16 protein-coding genes and 1 pseudogene are annotated in these 18,154 nt (G+C 57.2%); 10 read left to right on the forward strand and 7 right to left on the reverse strand.

Translation table 11 applies throughout. The features are described from left to right. Positions 1 to 208 precede the first annotated feature (208 nt). Positions 209 to 1,510: a bifunctional folylpolyglutamate synthase/dihydrofolate synthase gene (locus ACVWZJ_RS13130; protein ID WP_011433000.1), complete on the reverse strand. Its 1,302-nt coding sequence runs from the start codon at positions 1,508 to 1,510 to the stop codon at positions 209 to 211. A gap of 76 nt (positions 1,511 to 1,586) precedes the next feature. Further along, positions 1,587 to 3,167, reverse strand: a complete 1,581-nt coding sequence (serA, locus tag ACVWZJ_RS13135) for a phosphoglycerate dehydrogenase (RefSeq protein WP_011433001.1) — start codon at positions 3,165 to 3,167, stop codon at positions 1,587 to 1,589. Between the two features lie 233 nt (positions 3,168 to 3,400). Between serA and ACVWZJ_RS13140 the strand changes: the two genes are divergently transcribed. The 8 genes from ACVWZJ_RS13140 (at position 3,401) to ACVWZJ_RS13175 (ending at position 12,820) form a co-directional block, all read left to right on the forward strand. Further along, positions 3,401 to 4,612, forward strand: coding sequence for an acetate kinase (locus ACVWZJ_RS13140; RefSeq protein WP_011433002.1), 1,212 nt, complete (start codon positions 3,401 to 3,403; stop codon positions 4,610 to 4,612). Between the two features lie 118 nt (positions 4,613 to 4,730). After that, positions 4,731 to 5,195: a hypothetical protein gene (locus tag ACVWZJ_RS13145; protein ID WP_414332256.1), complete on the forward strand. Its 465-nt coding sequence runs from the start codon at positions 4,731 to 4,733 to the stop codon at positions 5,193 to 5,195. Positions 5,196 to 5,781: 586 nt separating this feature from the next. Beyond that, entirely contained in the window at positions 5,782 to 6,267 is a 486-nt protein-coding gene (locus tag ACVWZJ_RS13150) for an FHA domain-containing protein (RefSeq protein ID WP_457396345.1), read from the forward strand. Positions 6,268 to 6,423: 156 nt separating this feature from the next. Continuing rightward, positions 6,424 to 8,457: an FHA domain-containing protein gene (locus ACVWZJ_RS13155; protein WP_457396346.1), complete on the forward strand. Its 2,034-nt coding sequence runs from the start codon at positions 6,424 to 6,426 to the stop codon at positions 8,455 to 8,457. 256 nt (positions 8,458 to 8,713) lie between these two features. After that, on the forward strand, positions 8,714 to 9,166 hold the full coding sequence (locus ACVWZJ_RS13160; protein WP_011431474.1) for a hypothetical protein: 453 nt from the start codon (positions 8,714 to 8,716) through the stop codon (positions 9,164 to 9,166). Between the two features lie 121 nt (positions 9,167 to 9,287). After that, the gene (gene ispE, locus ACVWZJ_RS13165) at positions 9,288 to 10,223 is read left to right on the forward strand and encodes a 4-(cytidine 5'-diphospho)-2-C-methyl-D-erythritol kinase (RefSeq protein ID WP_457396350.1); all 936 of its coding nucleotides are present in this window, start codon (positions 9,288 to 9,290) and stop codon (positions 10,221 to 10,223) included. Between the two features lie 154 nt (positions 10,224 to 10,377). Next, positions 10,378 to 11,733, forward strand: a complete 1,356-nt coding sequence (gene accC, locus ACVWZJ_RS13170) for an acetyl-CoA carboxylase biotin carboxylase subunit (RefSeq protein ID WP_011433007.1) — start codon at positions 10,378 to 10,380, stop codon at positions 11,731 to 11,733. A gap of 94 nt (positions 11,734 to 11,827) precedes the next feature. Beyond that, positions 11,828 to 12,820, forward strand: a complete 993-nt coding sequence (locus tag ACVWZJ_RS13175; RefSeq protein WP_011433008.1) for a tyrosine-type recombinase/integrase — start codon at positions 11,828 to 11,830, stop codon at positions 12,818 to 12,820. 164 nt (positions 12,821 to 12,984) lie between these two features. Here the strand turns inward: ACVWZJ_RS13175 and ACVWZJ_RS13180 are convergent, their stop codons facing one another. From ACVWZJ_RS13180 to ACVWZJ_RS13195, 4 genes are all read right to left on the reverse strand, one after another. Beyond that, positions 12,985 to 14,010, reverse strand: a complete 1,026-nt coding sequence (locus ACVWZJ_RS13180) for a hypothetical protein (protein WP_011433009.1) — start codon at positions 14,008 to 14,010, stop codon at positions 12,985 to 12,987. Further along, positions 14,001 to 14,603, reverse strand: coding sequence for a J domain-containing protein (locus ACVWZJ_RS13185; protein ID WP_083757641.1), 603 nt, complete (start codon positions 14,601 to 14,603; stop codon positions 14,001 to 14,003). Before ACVWZJ_RS13185 ends, ACVWZJ_RS13180 begins: the two co-directional genes overlap by 10 nt. Positions 14,604 to 14,694: 91 nt before the next feature. Further along, positions 14,695 to 14,937, reverse strand: a complete 243-nt coding sequence (locus ACVWZJ_RS13190; protein WP_011433012.1) for an ATP-binding cassette domain-containing protein — start codon at positions 14,935 to 14,937, stop codon at positions 14,695 to 14,697. 193 nt (positions 14,938 to 15,130) lie between these two features. Further along, positions 15,131 to 15,556 carry a hypothetical protein gene (locus tag ACVWZJ_RS13195; RefSeq protein WP_011433014.1) on the reverse strand — a complete coding sequence of 142 codons (426 nt, stop codon included), beginning with the start codon at positions 15,554 to 15,556 and terminating at the stop codon, positions 15,131 to 15,133. Between the two features lie 130 nt (positions 15,557 to 15,686). On the opposite strand from ACVWZJ_RS13195, the gene ACVWZJ_RS13200 reads away from it, so the two are divergent. Beyond that, complete coding sequence (locus ACVWZJ_RS13200) at positions 15,687 to 16,322, forward strand: exopolysaccharide biosynthesis protein (protein WP_011433016.1); 636 nt, start codon at positions 15,687 to 15,689, stop codon at positions 16,320 to 16,322. A 17-nt stretch (positions 16,323 to 16,339) separates the two neighbouring features. Here ACVWZJ_RS13200 and ACVWZJ_RS13205 read toward each other — a convergent pair whose 3' ends face one another. Continuing rightward, positions 16,340 to 17,479: an S-layer homology domain-containing protein gene (locus tag ACVWZJ_RS13205; RefSeq protein WP_457396349.1), complete on the reverse strand. Its 1,140-nt coding sequence runs from the start codon at positions 17,477 to 17,479 to the stop codon at positions 16,340 to 16,342. 352 nt (positions 17,480 to 17,831) lie between these two features. Between ACVWZJ_RS13205 and ACVWZJ_RS13210 the strand changes: the two are divergent. Continuing rightward, positions 17,832 to 18,154: pseudogene (locus tag ACVWZJ_RS13210) on the forward strand (RNA-guided endonuclease TnpB family protein); the annotation flags it as partial.

Raw genomic sequence — 18,154 nt, forward strand, 5'->3', positions numbered from 1 at the left:
GAACTCGGACGTGAAACGCATCAGCGGCGAACCTACTGGCAGGGCGACCTGCTGGCAACCTAGCTCGGTGCCAGGCCCACCACCCTAACCCAATCGGTAGGGGAGTATCTTGATCAAGTGATAGTGGTTGAGAGCTAGTTTTTGTTCATAGCTCCTCTCTCTTTATAAGAGAGGAGCTCAGGTTTTGCATAAGGTTTCACCTGTCAGTTCAACAGGCTAGATCCCATCCCAAACATTCCTGCATCACCTGGCCCAATAGGTACAGGGATCCGCAGATTACAGCTGGTAGCTCAGTGAGGTTTTTCGGCTTGAGCAACTGAGCCCGAAGAGCGGAGAGATTGGGCAGTTCCCGTGCCGAGGCGAGATGAGGCTGCAGAGTCTGGGCTAGCTGAGCAAGTTGCTCGGGATCCGTCCCAGAGTGGCCGGCAATTGGCAGGGCAAAAAAGCAATCTCCCGGCCGCAGCAGGGTGCTGAGAATGCCCTGGACATCTTTGGTGGTGAGGATGCCCACATACCAGGTGAGGGGGCCGGGTTGATGCTCATCCAGATAGCGACGGAGAGCCTGGGCAGCGGGCAAGTTGTGGGCTCCGTCCATCAGCAACTGACGGGATCCAATCTGCACCCGCTGTAAGCGCCCCGGCCAACGGGTGATGGCAAATCCTTTTTCGACAGCGGCATCCGCGATCCGCCAGCCCTGTTGCTGTAGGGTTTCCACAACGGCAAGGGCTACTGCTGCATTGGTGAGTTGTACATCGCCGCTGAGGGGCAAGGTGAGGAGCTGCCCTCGCCAGTGGACGGTTTGAGGCTCTGACCATTGTAGAGGGTCGACCACCCTCAGGGGGCTTCGCAATTGCTCTGCCTTGGCTCGGATAACTGCTGTGACCTCTGGGGTTTGGGGTGCGCACACTGCCGGGATCCCTGGCTTGAGAATGCCCGCCTTTTCAGAGGCAATTTGGGGAAGGCTGTTGCCCAAGCGCTGCCAATGATCCCAGCCGATGGAGGTGATGGCCGTCACCACCGGCTCGATCCCAGCATTGGTAGCATCCAGCCGCCCCCCCAGGCCCACTTCTATCACTGCCACATCCACCTTTTGCCGGCGGAAGTACAGCCAAGCGGCAGCGGTGATAACCTCAAACTGGGTGGGAGAAGCCTCGTCAGGGGCATAGGTTTGTAGGCAGTCTCGCACCTGGGCCAGCGCTTGGCTCCAGTCGTTGGCGGAAATGTATTCCCCGTTCAGCCAAATCCGTTCCCGCCAGTCCACCAAATGGGGAGAGGTGTAGCGGCCCACACGATAGCCTGCCGCCCACAACACGTGGCTGACCCAGGCACAGACAGATCCTTTGCCGTTGGTGCCGGCTACGTGGATGGCCGGGATCCCAGCTTGGGGCTGTCCTAGACGCTGCAGCAAGACTTGCATGCGTTCCAGACTGAGATCCACACCAAAATGGCCCAGGGACTCCAGAAAGGCCGGCCAATCCCAGTCTGGGATCTGGGACAGGGTTAGGGACAAGTTGCTCTGGTTCAAGCAAAGACTCCGTCTTGCCAGGGTAGGTGAGATTTGGGATTTTTTCTAGGGATCAACAATTCTAGAGGTTCACTACAAAAGCGTCACGGATGCCCGGCTGCTTGAGCACCTCTTCCAGGATCCCATCCGGCAGGGGATCGTCCAAGCTGAGCACCATGACTGCATCGCCGCGGATGATCTTGCGCCCCACCTGCATGCTGGCGATGTTGACATTGTAGGCTCCCAGCAAGGTGCCAATCCGTCCGATGATTCCCGGCATATCCCGGTGCAGGGTCATCAGCATGTTGGCGGAAGGGGGCACATTCACCGGGAACTCGTCGATCTGGGTAATCCGCACCTCTCGCTCCCCAATCAACGCCCCCGAAACCGAGCGGATCCCATTGGGGCCGTGGGCAATCAACGTCAGGGATCCGGAATAATCTTTCAAAGAGGGATCTCGAGTTTCCACCACCCGAATGCCCCGTTCTTTGGCCTCGATGGAGGCGTTGACGTAGTTGACCCGCTCCCGCAGCGCCAGCGTCAAAAGCCCTTTGAGAGCGGCAATGACGATCGGCTGCCCATCTTTTTCCGCCAGATCTCCCTGCAGGCGGATCTCCAACTGGTTGACGCGATCCCCCGCCAATTGGCCAACCAAGTTGCCTAGGGTTTCGGCCAAGTCCAGGTAGGGTCTGAGGTTTTGCAGCACCTCTGCCTGTAGGCCGGGGATGTTCACGGCAGAGCGGGCCGGCAGCCCCAGCAACACATCGCGGATCTGCTCGGCCACATCAATGGCCACATTCACTTGGGCTTCTTCGGTGGAGGCCCCCAAGTGGGGAGTGAGCAGGACTTCTTTGCCCAGGGAAAACAGCGGGGAGTCCTTCAGGGGCTCATTGGCAAATACATCCAAAGCCGCTCCGGCAATTTGGCCGGATTTCAGGGCTTCGTACAGGGCTTGTTCATCCACCAAACCGCCGCGGGCGCAGTTGATCAGGCGAGCGGTCGGCTTCATCATGCGAAAGGTTTCGGCGTTGAACAGGTTGGTGGTTTCAGGGGTTTTGGGAATGTGCAAGGTGATGTAGTCGGATTCCTGGACCAAAGTTGTGAAGTCCACCAGGCGTACCCCCAGTTGCTCGGCCCGCTCCACGGATAGATAGGGGTCATAGGCCAGCAGCTTCATCCCCATCGCCTTGGCAATCTGGGCCACATGGGATCCAATCCGACCCAATCCGACAATCCCCAGCGTTTTTTTGTAGACTTCTACGCCGACAAACTCTTGCCGATTCCACAGGCCCGACTTCAGAGAGGCATTGGCATCGGGTATGTGGCGGGAGAGGGCCATCATCAAGGCAATGGCGTGCTCGGCAGCGGCAATGGTGTTGCCCTCTGGGGAGTTGACCACCAGGATCCCGGCTTTGGTTGCGGCAGGCACATCGATGTTATCGACACCAACGCCCGCCCGCCCGATGATTTTTAAGTTCGTCCCCGCCTCGATTACCTCTCGGGTAACCCGTGTACCGGAGCGCACCATGATGGCATCGTAGTTGGGGATGACCGCGATCAACTGCTCTGGGGTGAGCTGGGTTTGCACATCCACCTGAGCGACTTGGGAGAGAATGTCGATCCCCGCCTGATCGATGGGATCTGTGACGATGACTCTGGGCATAAGCAGCGTTAGTCCAGTGGGATGGAGGGCAACAGAAGTAGGGGAACAGATTACCCAAAAAATTGGGTCTAAAGCTCCGTCCTACCGCTACGCAGTTCGCCTTGGCCTCAGGAAGCTGCAGGAGGGCTTTAATGCTATGGTCATCCTTAGCGGCAGGGTAGTCAACCGCTCTGTTCAAGCAAGCGGGCTATAGGCCTTAAGCCCAGCAGTGCGAAGGCCAACGAAGACACGCTGTGAATATTCTGGTCGTCAATGCCGGTTCCAGCAGCCTCAAATCCTCCCTATTTCTGACGGTTGAGGGAAGGGTGGAGGCCACGCCCATCTGGCAAGCCCAGGTGGATTTCACCTACAAGCCGGGGGAGGCCCTCATCCAGACTCGTCGGCGAGGCGGTGGGTGGGAACCTTTTCCCTCCGCTTCACCTGAGGGAGGGATCGGCCAACTGGCCCCGCTGTTTCAAAGCCTCTGGCAAGGGGAGGGATCCCTGCTCCCGCAGGCGGCTGAGATCGGCGGCGTCGGCCATCGGGTGGTGCATGGGGGATCCCTGTACCGGCAGCCCACCTTAATTACGCCAGAGGTGGAGAGGGCGATTGAGCAATTGATCCCCTTGGCCCCAGCCCACAACCCTGCTGCGCTGGCTGGCATCCGTCTGCTAAGGCAACTGTTGCCGGGGATCCCTCAGGTGGCCGTTTTCGACACCGCCTTCCACCAGCAAATGCCTCTGGCCGCAGCCCTTTACCCCCTTCCCTACGCTTGGGCTGAACAAGGGATCCGCCGCTACGGGTTTCATGGCATCAACCACGAGCATTGCGCCCGTCGCGCTGCCGAGATCTTGAACCGACCCCTGGAGGAGTTGCGGCTGATCACTTGTCACCTGGGCAACGGCTGCTCGTTGGCGGCCATTCGCGGGGGCAGAAGTGTGGACACCACCATGGGCTACACCCCCCTGGAGGGCTTGATGATGGGATCCCGGTCGGGGTCGGTGGATCCGGGCATTTTGATCCATCAGTTGCGCCAGGGCATGAGCGTGGATGAACTGGATCGGATCTTGAACCGAGAATCGGGGTTGAAGGGCGTTTCCGGCCTGAGCAGCGATATGCGGGTTGTGTTGGAGGCAATGGAGGCAGGCCATGCCCGGGCGGAGCTGGCTTTTGAGCTGTTTGTTCACCGTCTGCGCAGCCAGATTGGGGCGATGCTCATGAGCTTAGATCGGCTGGATGCGCTGGTGTTCTCTGGGGGGATTGGGGAAAACTCGGCGCCGGTGCGGGCAGCAGCCTGTGCAGATCTGGGTTTTTTGGGGATCCAGATCGACCCGGTTTTGAATGCCGGATCCCCCCGCAACTGCGATATCAGCACTTCGGATGCTCCGGTGCGGGTTCTGGTGATCTCAGCCCAAGAGGACTGGGCCATTGCCACAGCTTGCCAAAACCTTTTGCAAGGGGAATAGACGAAGGATTCCAGGCTGCTTCTCGCCAGGTTCTCTCCTTTCCGCCCGCTGGCTTGGTGGAGACAAACTCTAGACAATAAGCTCAAAAAAAGAAGACCTTTTGGAGTGGAGGAAAACCATGCAGCGAAGGCATGAACGGATCCCATTGCTGGTGCTGCTGAGCAGTGTTCTGGTGGGGTGTGGGGGCACGACCGGCAGCAGCGATCTTCTGCCCCTGCCGCCTCCCATACCTGCTCCATCCCTCACCATTACTGATCTCTCTCCGCGCACCGTCTTGGTGGGGCAAACCCCGACCTTTGTGGTGTCTTTCCGGGTAGAGGCCCCTGCCGGGATCCGGGGTTCCAACGCCTTTTTGGCTTCCGTCACCACCCCACTCGGCAATTTCGTAACCCTGGGAGCTTTTGATGCCGCTCAGTTGCCCGGCTGCTTCGTTGGGGCGACCACCTGCACCGTTACAGGGCTGACCCTGACCCAGAATCGCTTTACCCTCACTCAAACGGGATCCCATCAGCTCACCATCAGTGTGTTCGATCGGCAGGAGCGGCTGGGCAGCGGCAGTTTCCCATTTACCGGAGTGCTTTGAAAACGGTTTGGATAAAGACACAGAGGATACTAGTCTTGCAGGATCCCCAGAAACTCAAAACTCACTCTAGGCCCTATCTCTCAGGTGGATTTCTGAGGCTTCCGGCCAAGGGATCAGGCCACCTCGGTCAAACTTGAACGGCCTCGCCGTTCCTGAGGAGATCGAGTTTTGTTGCTTCAAATCGGGTGGGGATAAAGTCGAGTATGTAGTCACTCTAAACATCATGGTCTAAACATCATGAATGAAACCTTTCCGTCTGGCTCCCCTCTCCCTCTGGAAGAGGAGCTGAGGGTGGTCGCGGAAGCGGCGCGGAGCGTTTGGGCACGGTCTCCAGCAGGAATGTAACTCGGAGATCCCAACTCAGGTGATCCGGATCAGCGCAAGCCTTTGGTCAGGGGAGTAGGTTATAGTTATCCAAAAAGATAACAATTTTGACGAAAAAGACATCTTCTGCTTTCCCCAAGCTGACCTTTGGATATGCTGAAGCCGATCTAGGGAATGGAGGCGCTGAACTGTGGAGAATGGGATCGTGTGTCAACTCACTTTAGAATGGACCGAGGCCGACCGGCGCCGATCGCAAACGGTTTTGCCTGTCCCCTCTAAGCTGGTTACCATTGGACGGGATCCCAGCTGTGATGTGGTGCTCAATGACCCAACTCGCTCGGTCTCAGGAGTTCACGCCGGGCTTTATTTTGATCCCAAAACCTTAAACTTTCACATTCGCAACTTAACTCGGGATCGTTTGCCTCCTAAGCAGCCCAACCCCGTCTGGGTGAATGGCCGAAAAATAATTCAGGAAGAGCTTGCGCTTGAGGCCAATAGCCAAATTCAGTTGGGGCACATTGTGCTGAGGGTGAAGTCTATAGAAGTGGCCAGGAAGAATCAGGGGGTTCCCCTCAGCCGCGGCACTTTGGACGCCCTCAAGGTTAAGTGCAGCCGCCTGGAAAACCCTCACTACCTACCCCCGGAATATCAGGGCCAGAATTGTCCCTACTGTGGGCATTTGGTTTTGAGCGCTACCTTGGTGATCCCTCCTCCAGAAGCTGGCAAAGCCCCGCAATCTCCTGCCTAGGGCAACGATTCTTCCCACGGATCCCGGCAGCCAATCCAAGTCCATAAGGGATTGAAGAAAGGGATCCCGGGCAAACCAAAAGTGACCTGTGAGGTCGCGCTGTTCTGTGTTTTCTCAATGGCCTCTTCATGATCTTTGTAAAGGTAAGCAGAAGCTATGCAAATTCAACTGAGCTGGGAAGATCCCATCACCGAAGAACAGCAGGAGCTGATTTTTCCATTGCCTCTTGCCTTGGGCAGGGAGCTGGCCCAATTGCCACAGGAATGGCAAGGTCGAGAAGTGGCGCGGGCTGTGTTTGCCAGCCAGGAGATCTCCCGTTATCACGCCCTCGTCTATCTCGGTGAGGATGGCCAGGTCATCTATGAAGATCGCAGTGCCAACGGCAGCCGCATCAATGGGGAAAAAATCCGTCAGGCACGCCGGGTGCTCCAGGGGGGAGAAGTGGTGGAGCTTGGCCCCTACAGCATCACCGTGGGTTTGGTGTCCCCCAGGGATCCCAATGCCACCCTTCTGACCGGCACCCATCGCGGTACCCCTACCCTCCTGCTGGAGCCGCGCACCGAACTGATTCGCCCGGCCACCCAACCCGACACCGCATTTGAGGTTCCCCCGGCTTCCACGGTGGTTTTTGCCCCAGAGCAGCTTCCTGAAGTGCGGGCTGGCTCGGATTTTCCGCCGCCGGATTTGTTTCGAGCTGAGCAAATTGCCCTGAGCGCCCTCAAAGCCACCGGACTACCTGTGGAAGAGACCCTCTATTTGGCCTTGGGCGGCGGTATCGGCAGCTTTGTCTGGGTGGATACCCTGCGCATCTACGGGGTCAGACCGGAACACATCCGCGTCATCAGCATTGCCCGCAAACCCTACGAACGGTATGAACGGCTTTTGACCAACTGCCAGATCCCCCGCTGGAAGCGAATTCGCTCTGGCTCCGATTCTTGTCCAGACAACATTTGGGGCTGGCCTGGCTATGCTCTGCGGGATGCTTGGCGTTCCTTTTTCTCCGGCCGATTGTTGGAAGCATTCGGCTTTTTGTGGCAGGTATTTAGTGAGCCCTTGTTGGCAGATACCTATACGCCGCGGGCGGGGGATGTATTTGCCTCAATGGATCGGGAGGCAGCCCGAATTGGTTGGGAGCAAATGTTGTGTTACGGCCATATTCGCGCCATTCGCAAAACGGAGGATGGGCGATATGTGGTGGCCTATTCGGCAACGCGGCCCGGCCATACGGATCACCGTTTTATGGTGGCCAAGTATCTCCATTTGGCAACTGGATATCCGGCCATCAAGTTGCTCAACGACCTGCAGGAGTTTCGCGAAAAAACAGGAGATTTGAGATCGGTGGTACACGGCTATGAGCCTCATGATCACGTTTATGAGCAGTTGGAGAAACAAGGTGGCACCGTCCTAATTCGGGGATTTGGGATCGTCGCCTCTCAGGTGATGGAACGCCTTTACGAAGCCCGCAAAGTCAACCCCCGCATCTCGGTGGTGCATCTGAGCCGTGCGCCCAAAAGCGGTAATCGCTTCGGACGAGCCAAACGGGCAGTGGATAACCATTGGGAGTTTCAGCCCTTCAACTGGCCCAAGGGCACTTGGGGAGGAGTTCTGCGTGCCAAATTGGAAGCGGCGACCCCCCTGGAACGGCGCGAACTGCTGGAAGCTTGGGGCGGCACCACGACAGCAAGTCGGCGGAAATGGCGGCGGATCGTGCGGCAAGGGTTGCGAGAGGGCTGGTACTCGATTGTGTTCGGCAAGGTGGAGTCGGTGGTTCCCGGCGACAAGGGTAAGCCGGTAACCTACATTCGAGGTACCCACAACAACACGCAATTAAAGGTGGAGGCCGATTTCGTTATCGACTGTACGGGTTTGGTTTCGGATCCCATGACCAATCCTCTCCTCAACGATCTAATTACCCACTACAACCTGCCCCTCAATCCTCACGGGCGCTTGCATGTCTCCAACGACTTTGAGCTGGTGGAGATGCGCAACCGGGATGGGCGAATGTACGCCGCTGGGATCATCACCTTGGGCGGGCCCTATGCGCCGGTGGATACGTTTTTGGGTTTACAGTACTGTGCCCATCGCTCGGTGGAACACCTGGCTCGACTGCGGGCACCGGGGGTCAAAGGCTTAGAAGGGATCCGATCCCTGTGGCAATGGTGCAAGTGGGCCCTAAACATCAGCCCCTAGCTTGCCGACATTGGGCAACGCTCCTGGATTTTGCCGGATGTTTATGGTTATCAACGCTATTGTTGGCGACACATCATGGCTATTCCCCATCCCGTTGAACCTGGTGAGAGGGGTGTTGCGTTGATCCCCAACTCTTCTATACCAAAGGGGGACAAAGGGGGAAGGGTTGGGGGTGAGGGCCAGAAGGTTCCCTCAAACAGACTGGGAGCGACACGGATCCTGATGATCTCGATAGGCAAAACTGCTGGAGGAAAAGATGACTCCGACCCTGATTGGCCGCTGGCAAACTCGCATTTTCTTATTGGCCACCGTTGGTGTTTTGGCAAGTTTACCCTTTTATTTTGGGATCACCGGACATGGCGGCAGCCTCACCTATTTTTGGGTGCTGTTCTACGTAGGTCTGTTTGGCTGTGTTTGGGATGTTGTTTATAACTACCTGATGGGGTGGATGTGGGATCACGATTGGCCTGGGATCCTTCAGCTTTTGGCCGGCATTTGGGAAGGGCTTTTTTTGGGTACAGTCTTGAAGGTGGTGGGTCTTCCTTATATCCCAACCCAACGGTTTGATTTGGGAGATTTTATTCTCCACTACAGTGTGGTCTGGGTTTGCCTTTACCTCAGCGCTTGGGTGGTAATGCGCATTTTGTTTCCCCGCTGGCGCTTTCGCGGTGGAGAGTGGCTGGGGCCATGGCCTCGCTCTGGCAGCTAGAAAGGGGATCCATTGCCGCTAGAATCAGGCTGGGAGATCTCCCCGGATAAGTCTGTGTTTTGATCAGGTCTGTACAGGCTAAGGGGAGTTGAGACTTGTTGCTGACCCAGACTTTCACCCCATGCAAGCCTGTACCCTGATTGCCCGCGCCAAGATCAACCTCTACCTGGAAATCCTCGGCTCCCGTCCTGATGGGTATTCAGAGGTGGCGATGGTGTTGCAGAGCATTCATTTGGCGGATCGACTGCAGTTGAAGAGCCGTCCTCACGGGATCCACCTCACCTGCGATCGCCCAGAAGTGCCTGCAGATGCCCGCAACCTTGCCTATCAAGCCGCTGAGCTGCTGCAAAAAGAGTGTCACTCTGCCGCTGGCGTGGAGATTCACATCGAAAAGCACATTCCGGTGGCAGCAGGTTTGGCGGGGGGCTCGGCTGATGCGGCGGCGGTTTTGGTGGGGTTAAACCAACTGTGGGGGCTGGGCCTGACGGTGGGAGAGTTGCAGAGTTTGGCAGCCCGCTTGGGATCCGACATTCCCTTCTGTATCCAGGGGGGAACGCAACTGGCCACCGGGCGCGGGGAAGTTTTGGAGCCGCTGGCCGATTGGGAAGGGATCCCTGTGCTGCTGGCCAAGCCCAAGCACCTGGGGGTTTCCACCGCCTGGGCCTATCAAGCCTTTCGTTCTCGTCAGGGGAGCTTGGGAGGGGATGCCCTACCCAAACCCACACTGCCCACCTTGCCGCAGGCGTTGGCGGCTCTCAGCCGTCAGGATCCGCCGGCATTGGCCAGGAGTTTGCGCAATGACTTGGAACAGGTGGTTTTGCCGGAGTATGCAATTGTAGGGGAGCTGCGCCAAGCTCTTCTCTCGGCGGGGGCACTGGGATCCCTGATGTCGGGGTCAGGGCCAACGGTCTTCGGAATCATGCCCAGCCTGGAGCTGGCCGCCCAAGCGCGCGACACCCTGCGTCGCCAGTTTCAAGATGTAGAGTTTTGGGTGACGCAGTTTGCCCCCACCGGGATTCTGCTGCAGCCGGATCCCTGTAGCCTCAGCCCCAGCTAGGTTGTCGGCTGGATTGGCCGGATGCGGGATCCCCACCAGCCTTCTCTATTCTTCCCTCTGGTTGGCATAGTAGGATGAGCACCTAAACTTAACCTTGCGTTCACAGACTGCTGGCTTTAGCGGTCAAGTTATCTCTCTGCTCTGAACCTCCCTCATGCCGCCCATCACCAAGATCCTGATCGCCAACCGGGGTGAGATTGCCCTGCGCATCATCCGCACCTGTCAGGAAATGGGGATCCGAACGGTGGCCGTTTACTCCACTGCGGATCAGAACTCCCTGCACGTCCAACTGGCGGACGAGGCTGTTTGCGTAGGAGATGCCCCGGTGGCCAAAAGCTACCTCAACATTCCCAACATCATCTCGGCAGCCCTCACCCGCGGGGCCACTGCCATTCATCCGGGCTATGGGTTCTTGGCGGAGAATGCCAAATTTGCCGAGATGTGTGCCGACCACAACTTGATCTTCATCGGCCCCTCGCCAGAGGCGATGCGCAAGATGGGCGACAAGGCCACGGCCCGCGAGACCATGCAAGCGGTGGGGGTGCCGACGGTGCCGGGCAGCCGCGGGTTGATCACCTCTGAGGAGGAGGCAGTGAAGCTGGCGGAGAAAATCGGCTACCCCGTGATCATCAAAGCCACCGCCGGTGGCGGGGGGCGGGGTATGCGGGTGGCGCGGGATGCCCAGGAGCTGCTGAAGATGCTGCGCACCGCTCAGGGGGAAGCCCAAGCAGCCTTTGGCAACGGCGGGGTTTACTTGGAGAAGTTCATCGAGCGCCCCCGTCATGTGGAGTTTCAGATCTTGGCGGATAGCCAGGGCAATGTGGTGCATCTGTACGAGCGGGATTGCTCCATTCAACGGCGGCATCAAAAGCTGTTGGAAGAGGCCCCCAGCCCGGCTTTGACTGCAAGCTTGCGCGCCCGCATGGGAGCAGCGGCGGTGAAAGCGGCCAAGGTGGTGAATTACGTGGGAGCGGGCACGGTGGAGTTTTTGCTGGACAAAAATGGCCAGTTCTACTTCATCGAGATGAACACCCGCATCCAGGTGGAGCACCCGGTTACCGAGATGGTGACAGGGCTGGATCTGATTGCCGAGCAGATTCGCATTGCCCAAGGTCAACCCCTCACCTTTCGCCAGAAGGATGTGGAGTTGCGGGGCCATGCTATCGAATGCCGCATCAACGCCGAGGATCCCAAGCAGCAGTTTCGGCCTTGCGCTGGCACGATCAGCGCCTATTTGCCCCCTGGGGGGCCGGGGGTGCGCATGGATTCCCACATCTACACCGACTACACCATTCCCCCCTACTACGATTCGCTGTTGGGCAAGCTGATCGTCTGGGGGCCTAACCGGGCGGCAGCCATCCGCCGCATGCAGCGGGCTTTGGGGGAATGTGCCATCACCGGGGTGCCCACCACGATCCCTTTCCACCAGCAGATCCTGCGCCACGAGGCTTTTTTGCGGGGCGAGGTGTACACGGATTTCATCACCCAACACCTGCTGCCCGGCCAGTAGCCATCGACTCTCAGGTCGGGATCCCTCTCTGGACAGCAGCTGGCCACAAGTTGAGGATAAAGTTAAGGGCTAGCAGAGGGATGGAGGTGGCAGGATGAGGGAGCCTCGATCGGGCTGGGCTCAGGAGACCCATCCCCAGAGTCAGCCGACTGGCCCTGTTCCCAGCCTCAGCCATCTGGCGGCGCAATTTTTGCAGGAGCGGCAGCGGGATCTGGCCCCGGCTAGCCGCCGCACCTATCGCATCGCTCTGGAGCAGTTTGCCAAAACTTGCCCCGTGCCGCTGCCCCAGGTGCAGCCTGCCCACGTCCAGTCCTTTTTGAACAGCTTGAAGGGCCGTCCGTTTCGCAACCGCTCCGGCCAGCGGATCCACCCGCCCGCCTCTCCGGCCACCTACAACCTGAAGCGGTTGGCCTTGCAGCAATTTTTTGAATGGGCCAGCCAACGGGGCTACCTTCAGGATCCCCTGCCCACTCAAGCCATTCGACCTGCCCGCCTACCCGCTCGTTTGCCTCGCGATCTAGATCGGTTGTTGTTGCAGCGGGTGTTGCAGCGGGCCCAAAACCATTCTCTGCGCTACGCGGCTTTGATTCGCCTGATGCTGGAGTGCGGGCTGCGGGCCCAGGAGCTGTTGGACTTAACCGTTCAAGATTTTCAAATCAGCCCTGAGGGATCCCTGTTGGAAGTGCGCTGTGGCAAGGGGAGCAAACCCCGCGCTGTGGCAGTAGGGGATCCCCTCTCCGAGCTGTTGCAGCAGTATCTGAGCCGAGAACGGGGCCCGTGCGCGCCGACGGATCCCTTGTTTGTTTCCCAATCTCGCTGCTTGGCCTACCGGGGGCGCCCCCTCACCTACGATGGCCTGCGGCATATTGTGCTCAAGCTAACCGAGCCTGAGCCGGGACATCAAACCCCCCACCAGTTTCGCCACAGTTTTGCCACCTTGTTGCTGGATCGCGGCGTTGCCCCCGAACACATTCAGCACTTGCTGGGCCACACAACTGCCGCCATGACGATGCGCTACACCCAGCGGGCCAACTTGAGAGCAGCCATCGCCCGTTCCCGCGAGATCTTAAATCAGGGCTTGGTTTAGGGATCCCTGGCTGTACTATGGCCTCTGTCGTTTCCAGTGAGACAGACGCGGATTGCTCGCAGAAAGAGGGATCCCCAAAAAGAGATCAAGGATCCTCAAGGACGGACAAACCTGACTAAGGTGGTTGGAATGACCTGAAAACAACCGATAACCAATGGGTTATTTCAAGTTACACGCTGGAGAGGAATGTAGAGCACATGCTCTCTCCCCTTGCCAATGGGCAACTGCGGCCCAAGACTGGCCTTCTGTTGTCCCAACCAGATGATCAGGTTTTTGTTCTCAGGATAGTATTCCAAAACATACTTGATGAAGTCATCAATTGTACATGGCTCGTTGAAACCTCCCATCCACTGATGAAAGTGGCTATGCACTTCGCTGGCTATAGTAATCAGGTTGGAAAGATTTGCTGCAATCTTTGGATAGTGCGCTTCAGAGTAGAGATGGTGAACCGTTAGGCTACTGGCTGTTTTTCGAGTAACTCTACAGAGATTTTTATCCCTTCTTCTTGCAAGCTCTTTTGCTCTTTCTATCTGCCTTTGTCTATCCTGGATTGTCTTGACGATTGCCTGAATCTGGGGTTCAATGCGTTCGCCAACATCTCGACACCAGTCTTTTCTGTGGTTTTGCTTGAGGACTTCTACCATAATCTTGGCAAGCTCATAGATGCCTCGCAAAGAGAGGTAGACAGTGTCGTCGTTGCCAAAGCGTGTGTAATGAACGTCTTTGATGAGTTTACTTTGTTTTGATGCAATCTCAAGCGCTTTCTTAAGGTAATCAGTTCGAGTTCCAAAGATCGTCACAACATCTTGAAGAGATAGCCAAAACTGATCTTGTCTTCTGACCAGAGAGGAGCTGTTTTCGAGGATCCTATGATCCACCAGAGCCTTCTGCCTCTTGCGATACTCTTCCTTGAACCAATTCCTAATGCTTGTGCTAATGCTTGTGTCTGTAGAGTACTTACGACCTTGCTCTGACCTAGACCTTAAAAAGGATAAAATGGCGTAAGCACCAGACTGCGTGTATTCTCTCAGCCCCGAACTTTTGTTGATAACGCGATAGTCTTTACCTTCCACCAGTTCCCACTCATCATCAGGGATACTGTCAAAGTAGGCTTCAATCTCCCTGAGTTCCTCAAGGCTGATACCCAAAAATTCGGCGAGCTTGTTTGAAGAAACATAGACTATAGCCATTGCTCAAATTTCTCCGTAAGGCTTTTGTAGAAGAGAGTCAATCGCTGGAAAATTTTGTCATCCCCGGTTGGAGAATCGGGATGGTAGATCTTGCTCAGGCGATAAAAGGCAGCTTTGATGTCCTCATTGGTAGCTCGATCGGGGTCAAGTCCAAAAACCCGCCATGGCAAGTCGTACTTGAAGATGTTGATCCCGTTGATGCAGCCATACCCCTCTTCCCCCTCTTCGTTGGGAAGGATCCCGATGTGCTGACGATAAATGCGCTCCAAATCGTCTATGTTGGATAAGCTCAGCTTGCCCATGCCGCTGGTTGCCAGTTTGAAGCTGGCTGACTTTCTCAGCTCGGCTGCGTTTTTAACGCCAAAGTGGTTGTAAATCGCTTTCTGCAGCTCTTTGACAGACAACCGAGGCGGTGGCTGTAGCTGCCTGACCACAAACCGCGCAAAATTCTCCAGGAGTTCCTTAGAGATGCCGTAGGTATCGGAAAGGCGCTGGATTTCTGCAGCAATCGCCCCTTGCGGATCGGGCTTGGTCTCTTCTCTTGAGGTTGCCCTAGTTGTTTTTGGTTTTGTGCTGGCGGCTTTTTTGGGCATGGCTTCCCCTCAAGTCAGTGATGCCAAGTGTAGATCCGCACAAAACTTATAGGCTGTCTGTGAATTTATTTGCACAATGATGCAGACAATCTTAGGTCAGTGTAACAATGTTGCCGGTACCTGTAAAGCCTTTGCACCACATAAGCTTCGCCATACCGATGCCCAGTTGGATGGCTTGGTGTGGGGAGCAGATCCGCACTGGGCGGCCCCGCAGGCGAATCTCGCCAGCATCCGGCTGGTAGAGGCCCGCCAGCATGTTCATCAGGGTGGTTTTCCCGGCGCCATTCTCCCCCCGGAGAGCGTAAATCTCCCCGGCCCGTAGTTCAAAGTCCACGCTAGAGCGCCCCCAGCTTGCCTGTTCGGTTGAGTTCCCCCGCCAGGATCCCTACCAGACAGGCTCTCTCATAAAAAGGCTGATCATAAATGGAAGGCTCTCTGAAGAAAGAGGTACACAGGTTGAGTACCACCTTTCCTTGGCAGTGAACGTATTTCCGGCTACTTTTCAGCGCCAACTTGGGGCCGCCCCTTCAGCTTTTGGGGATCAGTCGCTTCGGACAGGCAGCACGGATATGGGATTCGCTCAGGTCGGGCATGAGAGCCAAGGCCCGCTGAGCATCAATTTGCGCTTCGCACACTGCCTCCAGTACCTGCTCAGCCATCAGGGAAAGGGGCATATCGGCAGTTTGTTCGGGATCGGTATCCAGGGAAATTTGTCGGACTCCCACAGGGGGGGGTGGCAACACCGGCGGAGCTGCCTGCGGGGATAGGGTAGTGGAAGTGCCCACCTCCAACTGCGCTTCTGCCAGGGCCACACCGCGCCCCACCATCAACAGGGATCCCAGCAGCAGGAGCCATCCCAGCCCACGCCCCCCTTTGCGGAACTGAGTCGGAGCCTTCTGCTGTCGCTCAAGGCTGCTGATGTTTACGGCCCTCTTGAACCTGTCACCGAGCATGTCACCTCTCCGAAACCACCCCTTTGCTCAAGATATCCAACACAACTTGAATTTGCAGTAGGCTATCGTTGGCCCTCCAGGTAGTGCCCACCCGTTGCCAAACTTTGCCCGCTCCAGCCCTGCCCCCTCTATGGCCCGTCTGTCTCAAGAGCTAGCCCGGTTTTCCCGCCTTCCCGAGAGCCCAGAGCAACCCGAACCCTCCCCGGAAGGGTTGATCCGCATCGAAGACATTCTAAAACTGGCGGGCGAGCGCAGTTTTGGCTTGTTTTTGGCGGTGCTCTCTTTCCCTTCTGCTTTGCCTCTGCCGGCTCCCGGCTATTCCACTCCCTTTGGCGTGGTCATCCTGTTGCTGGCCGCACAAATGCTGGCAGGGCGAACCACTCCTTGGCTGCCGAAATGGGTGTTGCAGACCTCTATTGAACGGAAGCATTTTCAAAAGTGGGTGCAGGCTGGGATCCCATGGTTGCAGCGCATTGAAAAAATTGCCCGCCCCCGTTGGAAGCAGCTTTGCACGACACGGCTCGGCCAAGTCTGGCTGGGCACCTGGATCGGCTTGATGGGGATTTCCATGATCATCCCCGTTCCAGGCACCAACACCCTGCCGGCGATGGGGGTTTTCGTCACCGCTTTTGGCCTCCTGGAAGAAGACGGGATCCTGTGCAGCTTGGGATCCCTGATCTGTGTAGCAGGAGGACTGCTGACCACTTCCATTTTGATCGGCCTGTGGTTGGGGGGAACAACCCTTTTGGATTGGCTGGGGAGATAGCTATGCCAGCACCGCTTTTATCGGGATGCTGGGGTCAGCGCCAGATCCTGAGTGAGGCGCAGCTCGATCACCTGATTGGGATCCAGCACCACCACCTGTGGTGCCGTTACATTGCCAATTACCGCTCCGGCCACCCCTGCCCCCAGCACTTCCTCTGTGGCAATGGCATTGTCTCCGGTTACCAAGCCGAGAATAGCGCCTGCTGCTGCACCGATGGCCGCATCCTGAATGATTTTGCCTGTGGTGGTGTAGCGGGGATCCTTGACATCGTGGATGATGTCTGACTGGGCAGCCAAGGGGAACAGTTGGTTGTTGACAATGATGCTTTCCGCCACAAAACGGGTGCCCCCTGGGGCCGGCTCAAAGCGGCCATCCACCCGTGAGCCAAAAGGCACCAGAATATCCCCCTGGGCGTTGCGAATCGGGTTGCGGACGATCAAAGACATGGGCCGGGTTTCGTTGGGGGCAATGAAGAGGCGCTCGTTGAAGGGGGTGGTGGTTTGCATCAAGGTGCCCGCCGCTAGGGTGGAAAGGCGCAGGTCAAAGCCTGGCTGGGAACCGGAGAGGGATCCCCCTGGGTTTTGCGCCACCAAGGATCCCCGGCTGAGCATGGCCTGGTGGGTGAAGGCTGCCACCTCGGCACGGGTGGCGGGGCGGTTGGGTTCCAAGAGCATCGGGTCTGGATAATTGACGATCAACCCGGCGCGGTTGGCCGCCGCAATTTGTGCCAGGGCCCAATTGGGGATGGCTGCCGCATCTCGATAGCGGCTGAAGAGATCACTGGGCTGAGCGGCTGGGATCGCTCCCGTGTTGCCAATGGCGTTGGTCAAAACCACCAGCGCTTCGGTGCGGGTAACGGGCTGTTCAGGACGGAAGGTGCCATCAGGAAAGCCTGCGACTAAGTTGTTGGCTGCTGCCGTCGAGATGGCGCTGGCTGCCCAGTGGGTGGGGGGCACATCCCGAAAGCCGATGAAAGTACCGGAGGTATTGCGGAGGCGGAAAGCGGTATTGACAATGGTGGCAAACTGAGCGCGGGTCACCGGCTCATTGGGGCGGAAGGTACCATCGGGGAAGCCGTTCAACACTCCTTGAGCGGAGAGGGTCTCAATGTAGGCTTGGGCCCAGTGGCCAAAGGTGTCGCGAAAAGGGGTGGCCATGGCCACCTGGCAGTGGATGCCCAAGACAGCTCCCGATAGGAGTATGCCTGCTGCACGTGGAGTTAAAAGAGAGGGAAACATCGTTCGTTCACCGAGTTGTCGTAGCGCCCATCGCTGGGTCAATGGCTACTTTTATTCTGGCTATTTCCTCAGTGATGACAATGGCTAAAACCCTTGCTCTGAGGCAATTTGAGCGTTTCTAACCCAAGATTTGCAGCAAAACGCAACTGCAGAGGATTGATAAGGAAGCTCCTAAATCTCTGTCGCGTCAGCTAGAAATCGCAGGAGCCCCGCACTGTACCCGTAGGGTCACTGCCGGGAGGAATGCGCTTTGATGAAGTACAATGAACTTATGAGCCAAGTCCTGACCGTCTCCTGTAAGCTCAAGGCGTCCCAGTCGCAAGCCGCCAAATTGGACGCGACGATGGATGTCTTTGTGCAGGCATTGAACTGGGTCAACCAGAACACGCCGGAGAAGATCGTCAACGCGGTTAAACTGCAATCCCTTTGCTACTACGAGATTCGAGCTCGGTTCGGCTTGTCCAGTAACTTGGCTCAACAGGTGTGCAGACGGGTGGCGGGCGCTCGCAAAGTGGCGAGACAGCGCAACCGTCCGGTTAAAGAGTTCAAGCGTAGGTTCGTTACCTACGATGCACGTATCTTCTCATTTCGCGA

The organism is Thermostichus sp. OS-CIW-29, from assembly GCF_054058195.1.

What these genes read in the sequence shown, in the direction of transcription:
- serA (WP_011433001.1), bottom strand. Translation starts at nt 3,167, where the DNA reads ATGCCCAGAGTCATCGTCACAGATCCCATCGATCAGGCGGGGATCGAC.
- ACVWZJ_RS13145 (WP_414332256.1), top strand. Translation starts at nt 4,731, where the DNA reads ATGCAGCGAAGGCATGAACGGATCCCATTGCTGGTGCTGCTGAGCAGT.
- ACVWZJ_RS13155 (WP_457396346.1), top strand. Translation starts at nt 6,424, where the DNA reads ATGCAAATTCAACTGAGCTGGGAAGATCCCATCACCGAAGAACAGCAG.
- ACVWZJ_RS13160 (WP_011431474.1), top strand. Translation starts at nt 8,714, where the DNA reads ATGACTCCGACCCTGATTGGCCGCTGGCAAACTCGCATTTTCTTATTG.
- ispE (WP_457396350.1), top strand. Translation starts at nt 9,288, where the DNA reads ATGCAAGCCTGTACCCTGATTGCCCGCGCCAAGATCAACCTCTACCTG.
- accC (WP_011433007.1), top strand. Translation starts at nt 10,378, where the DNA reads ATGCCGCCCATCACCAAGATCCTGATCGCCAACCGGGGTGAGATTGCC.
- ACVWZJ_RS13175 (WP_011433008.1), top strand. Translation starts at nt 11,828, where the DNA reads ATGAGGGAGCCTCGATCGGGCTGGGCTCAGGAGACCCATCCCCAGAGT.
- ACVWZJ_RS13180 (WP_011433009.1), bottom strand. Translation starts at nt 14,010, where the DNA reads ATGGCTATAGTCTATGTTTCTTCAAACAAGCTCGCCGAATTTTTGGGT.
- ACVWZJ_RS13185 (WP_083757641.1), bottom strand. Translation starts at nt 14,603, where the DNA reads ATGCCCAAAAAAGCCGCCAGCACAAAACCAAAAACAACTAGGGCAACC.
- ACVWZJ_RS13195 (WP_011433014.1), bottom strand. Translation starts at nt 15,556, where the DNA reads ATGCTCGGTGACAGGTTCAAGAGGGCCGTAAACATCAGCAGCCTTGAG.
- ACVWZJ_RS13200 (WP_011433016.1), top strand. Translation starts at nt 15,687, where the DNA reads ATGGCCCGTCTGTCTCAAGAGCTAGCCCGGTTTTCCCGCCTTCCCGAG.
- ACVWZJ_RS13205 (WP_457396349.1), bottom strand. Translation starts at nt 17,479, where the DNA reads ATGGCCACCCCTTTTCGCGACACCTTTGGCCACTGGGCCCAAGCCTAC.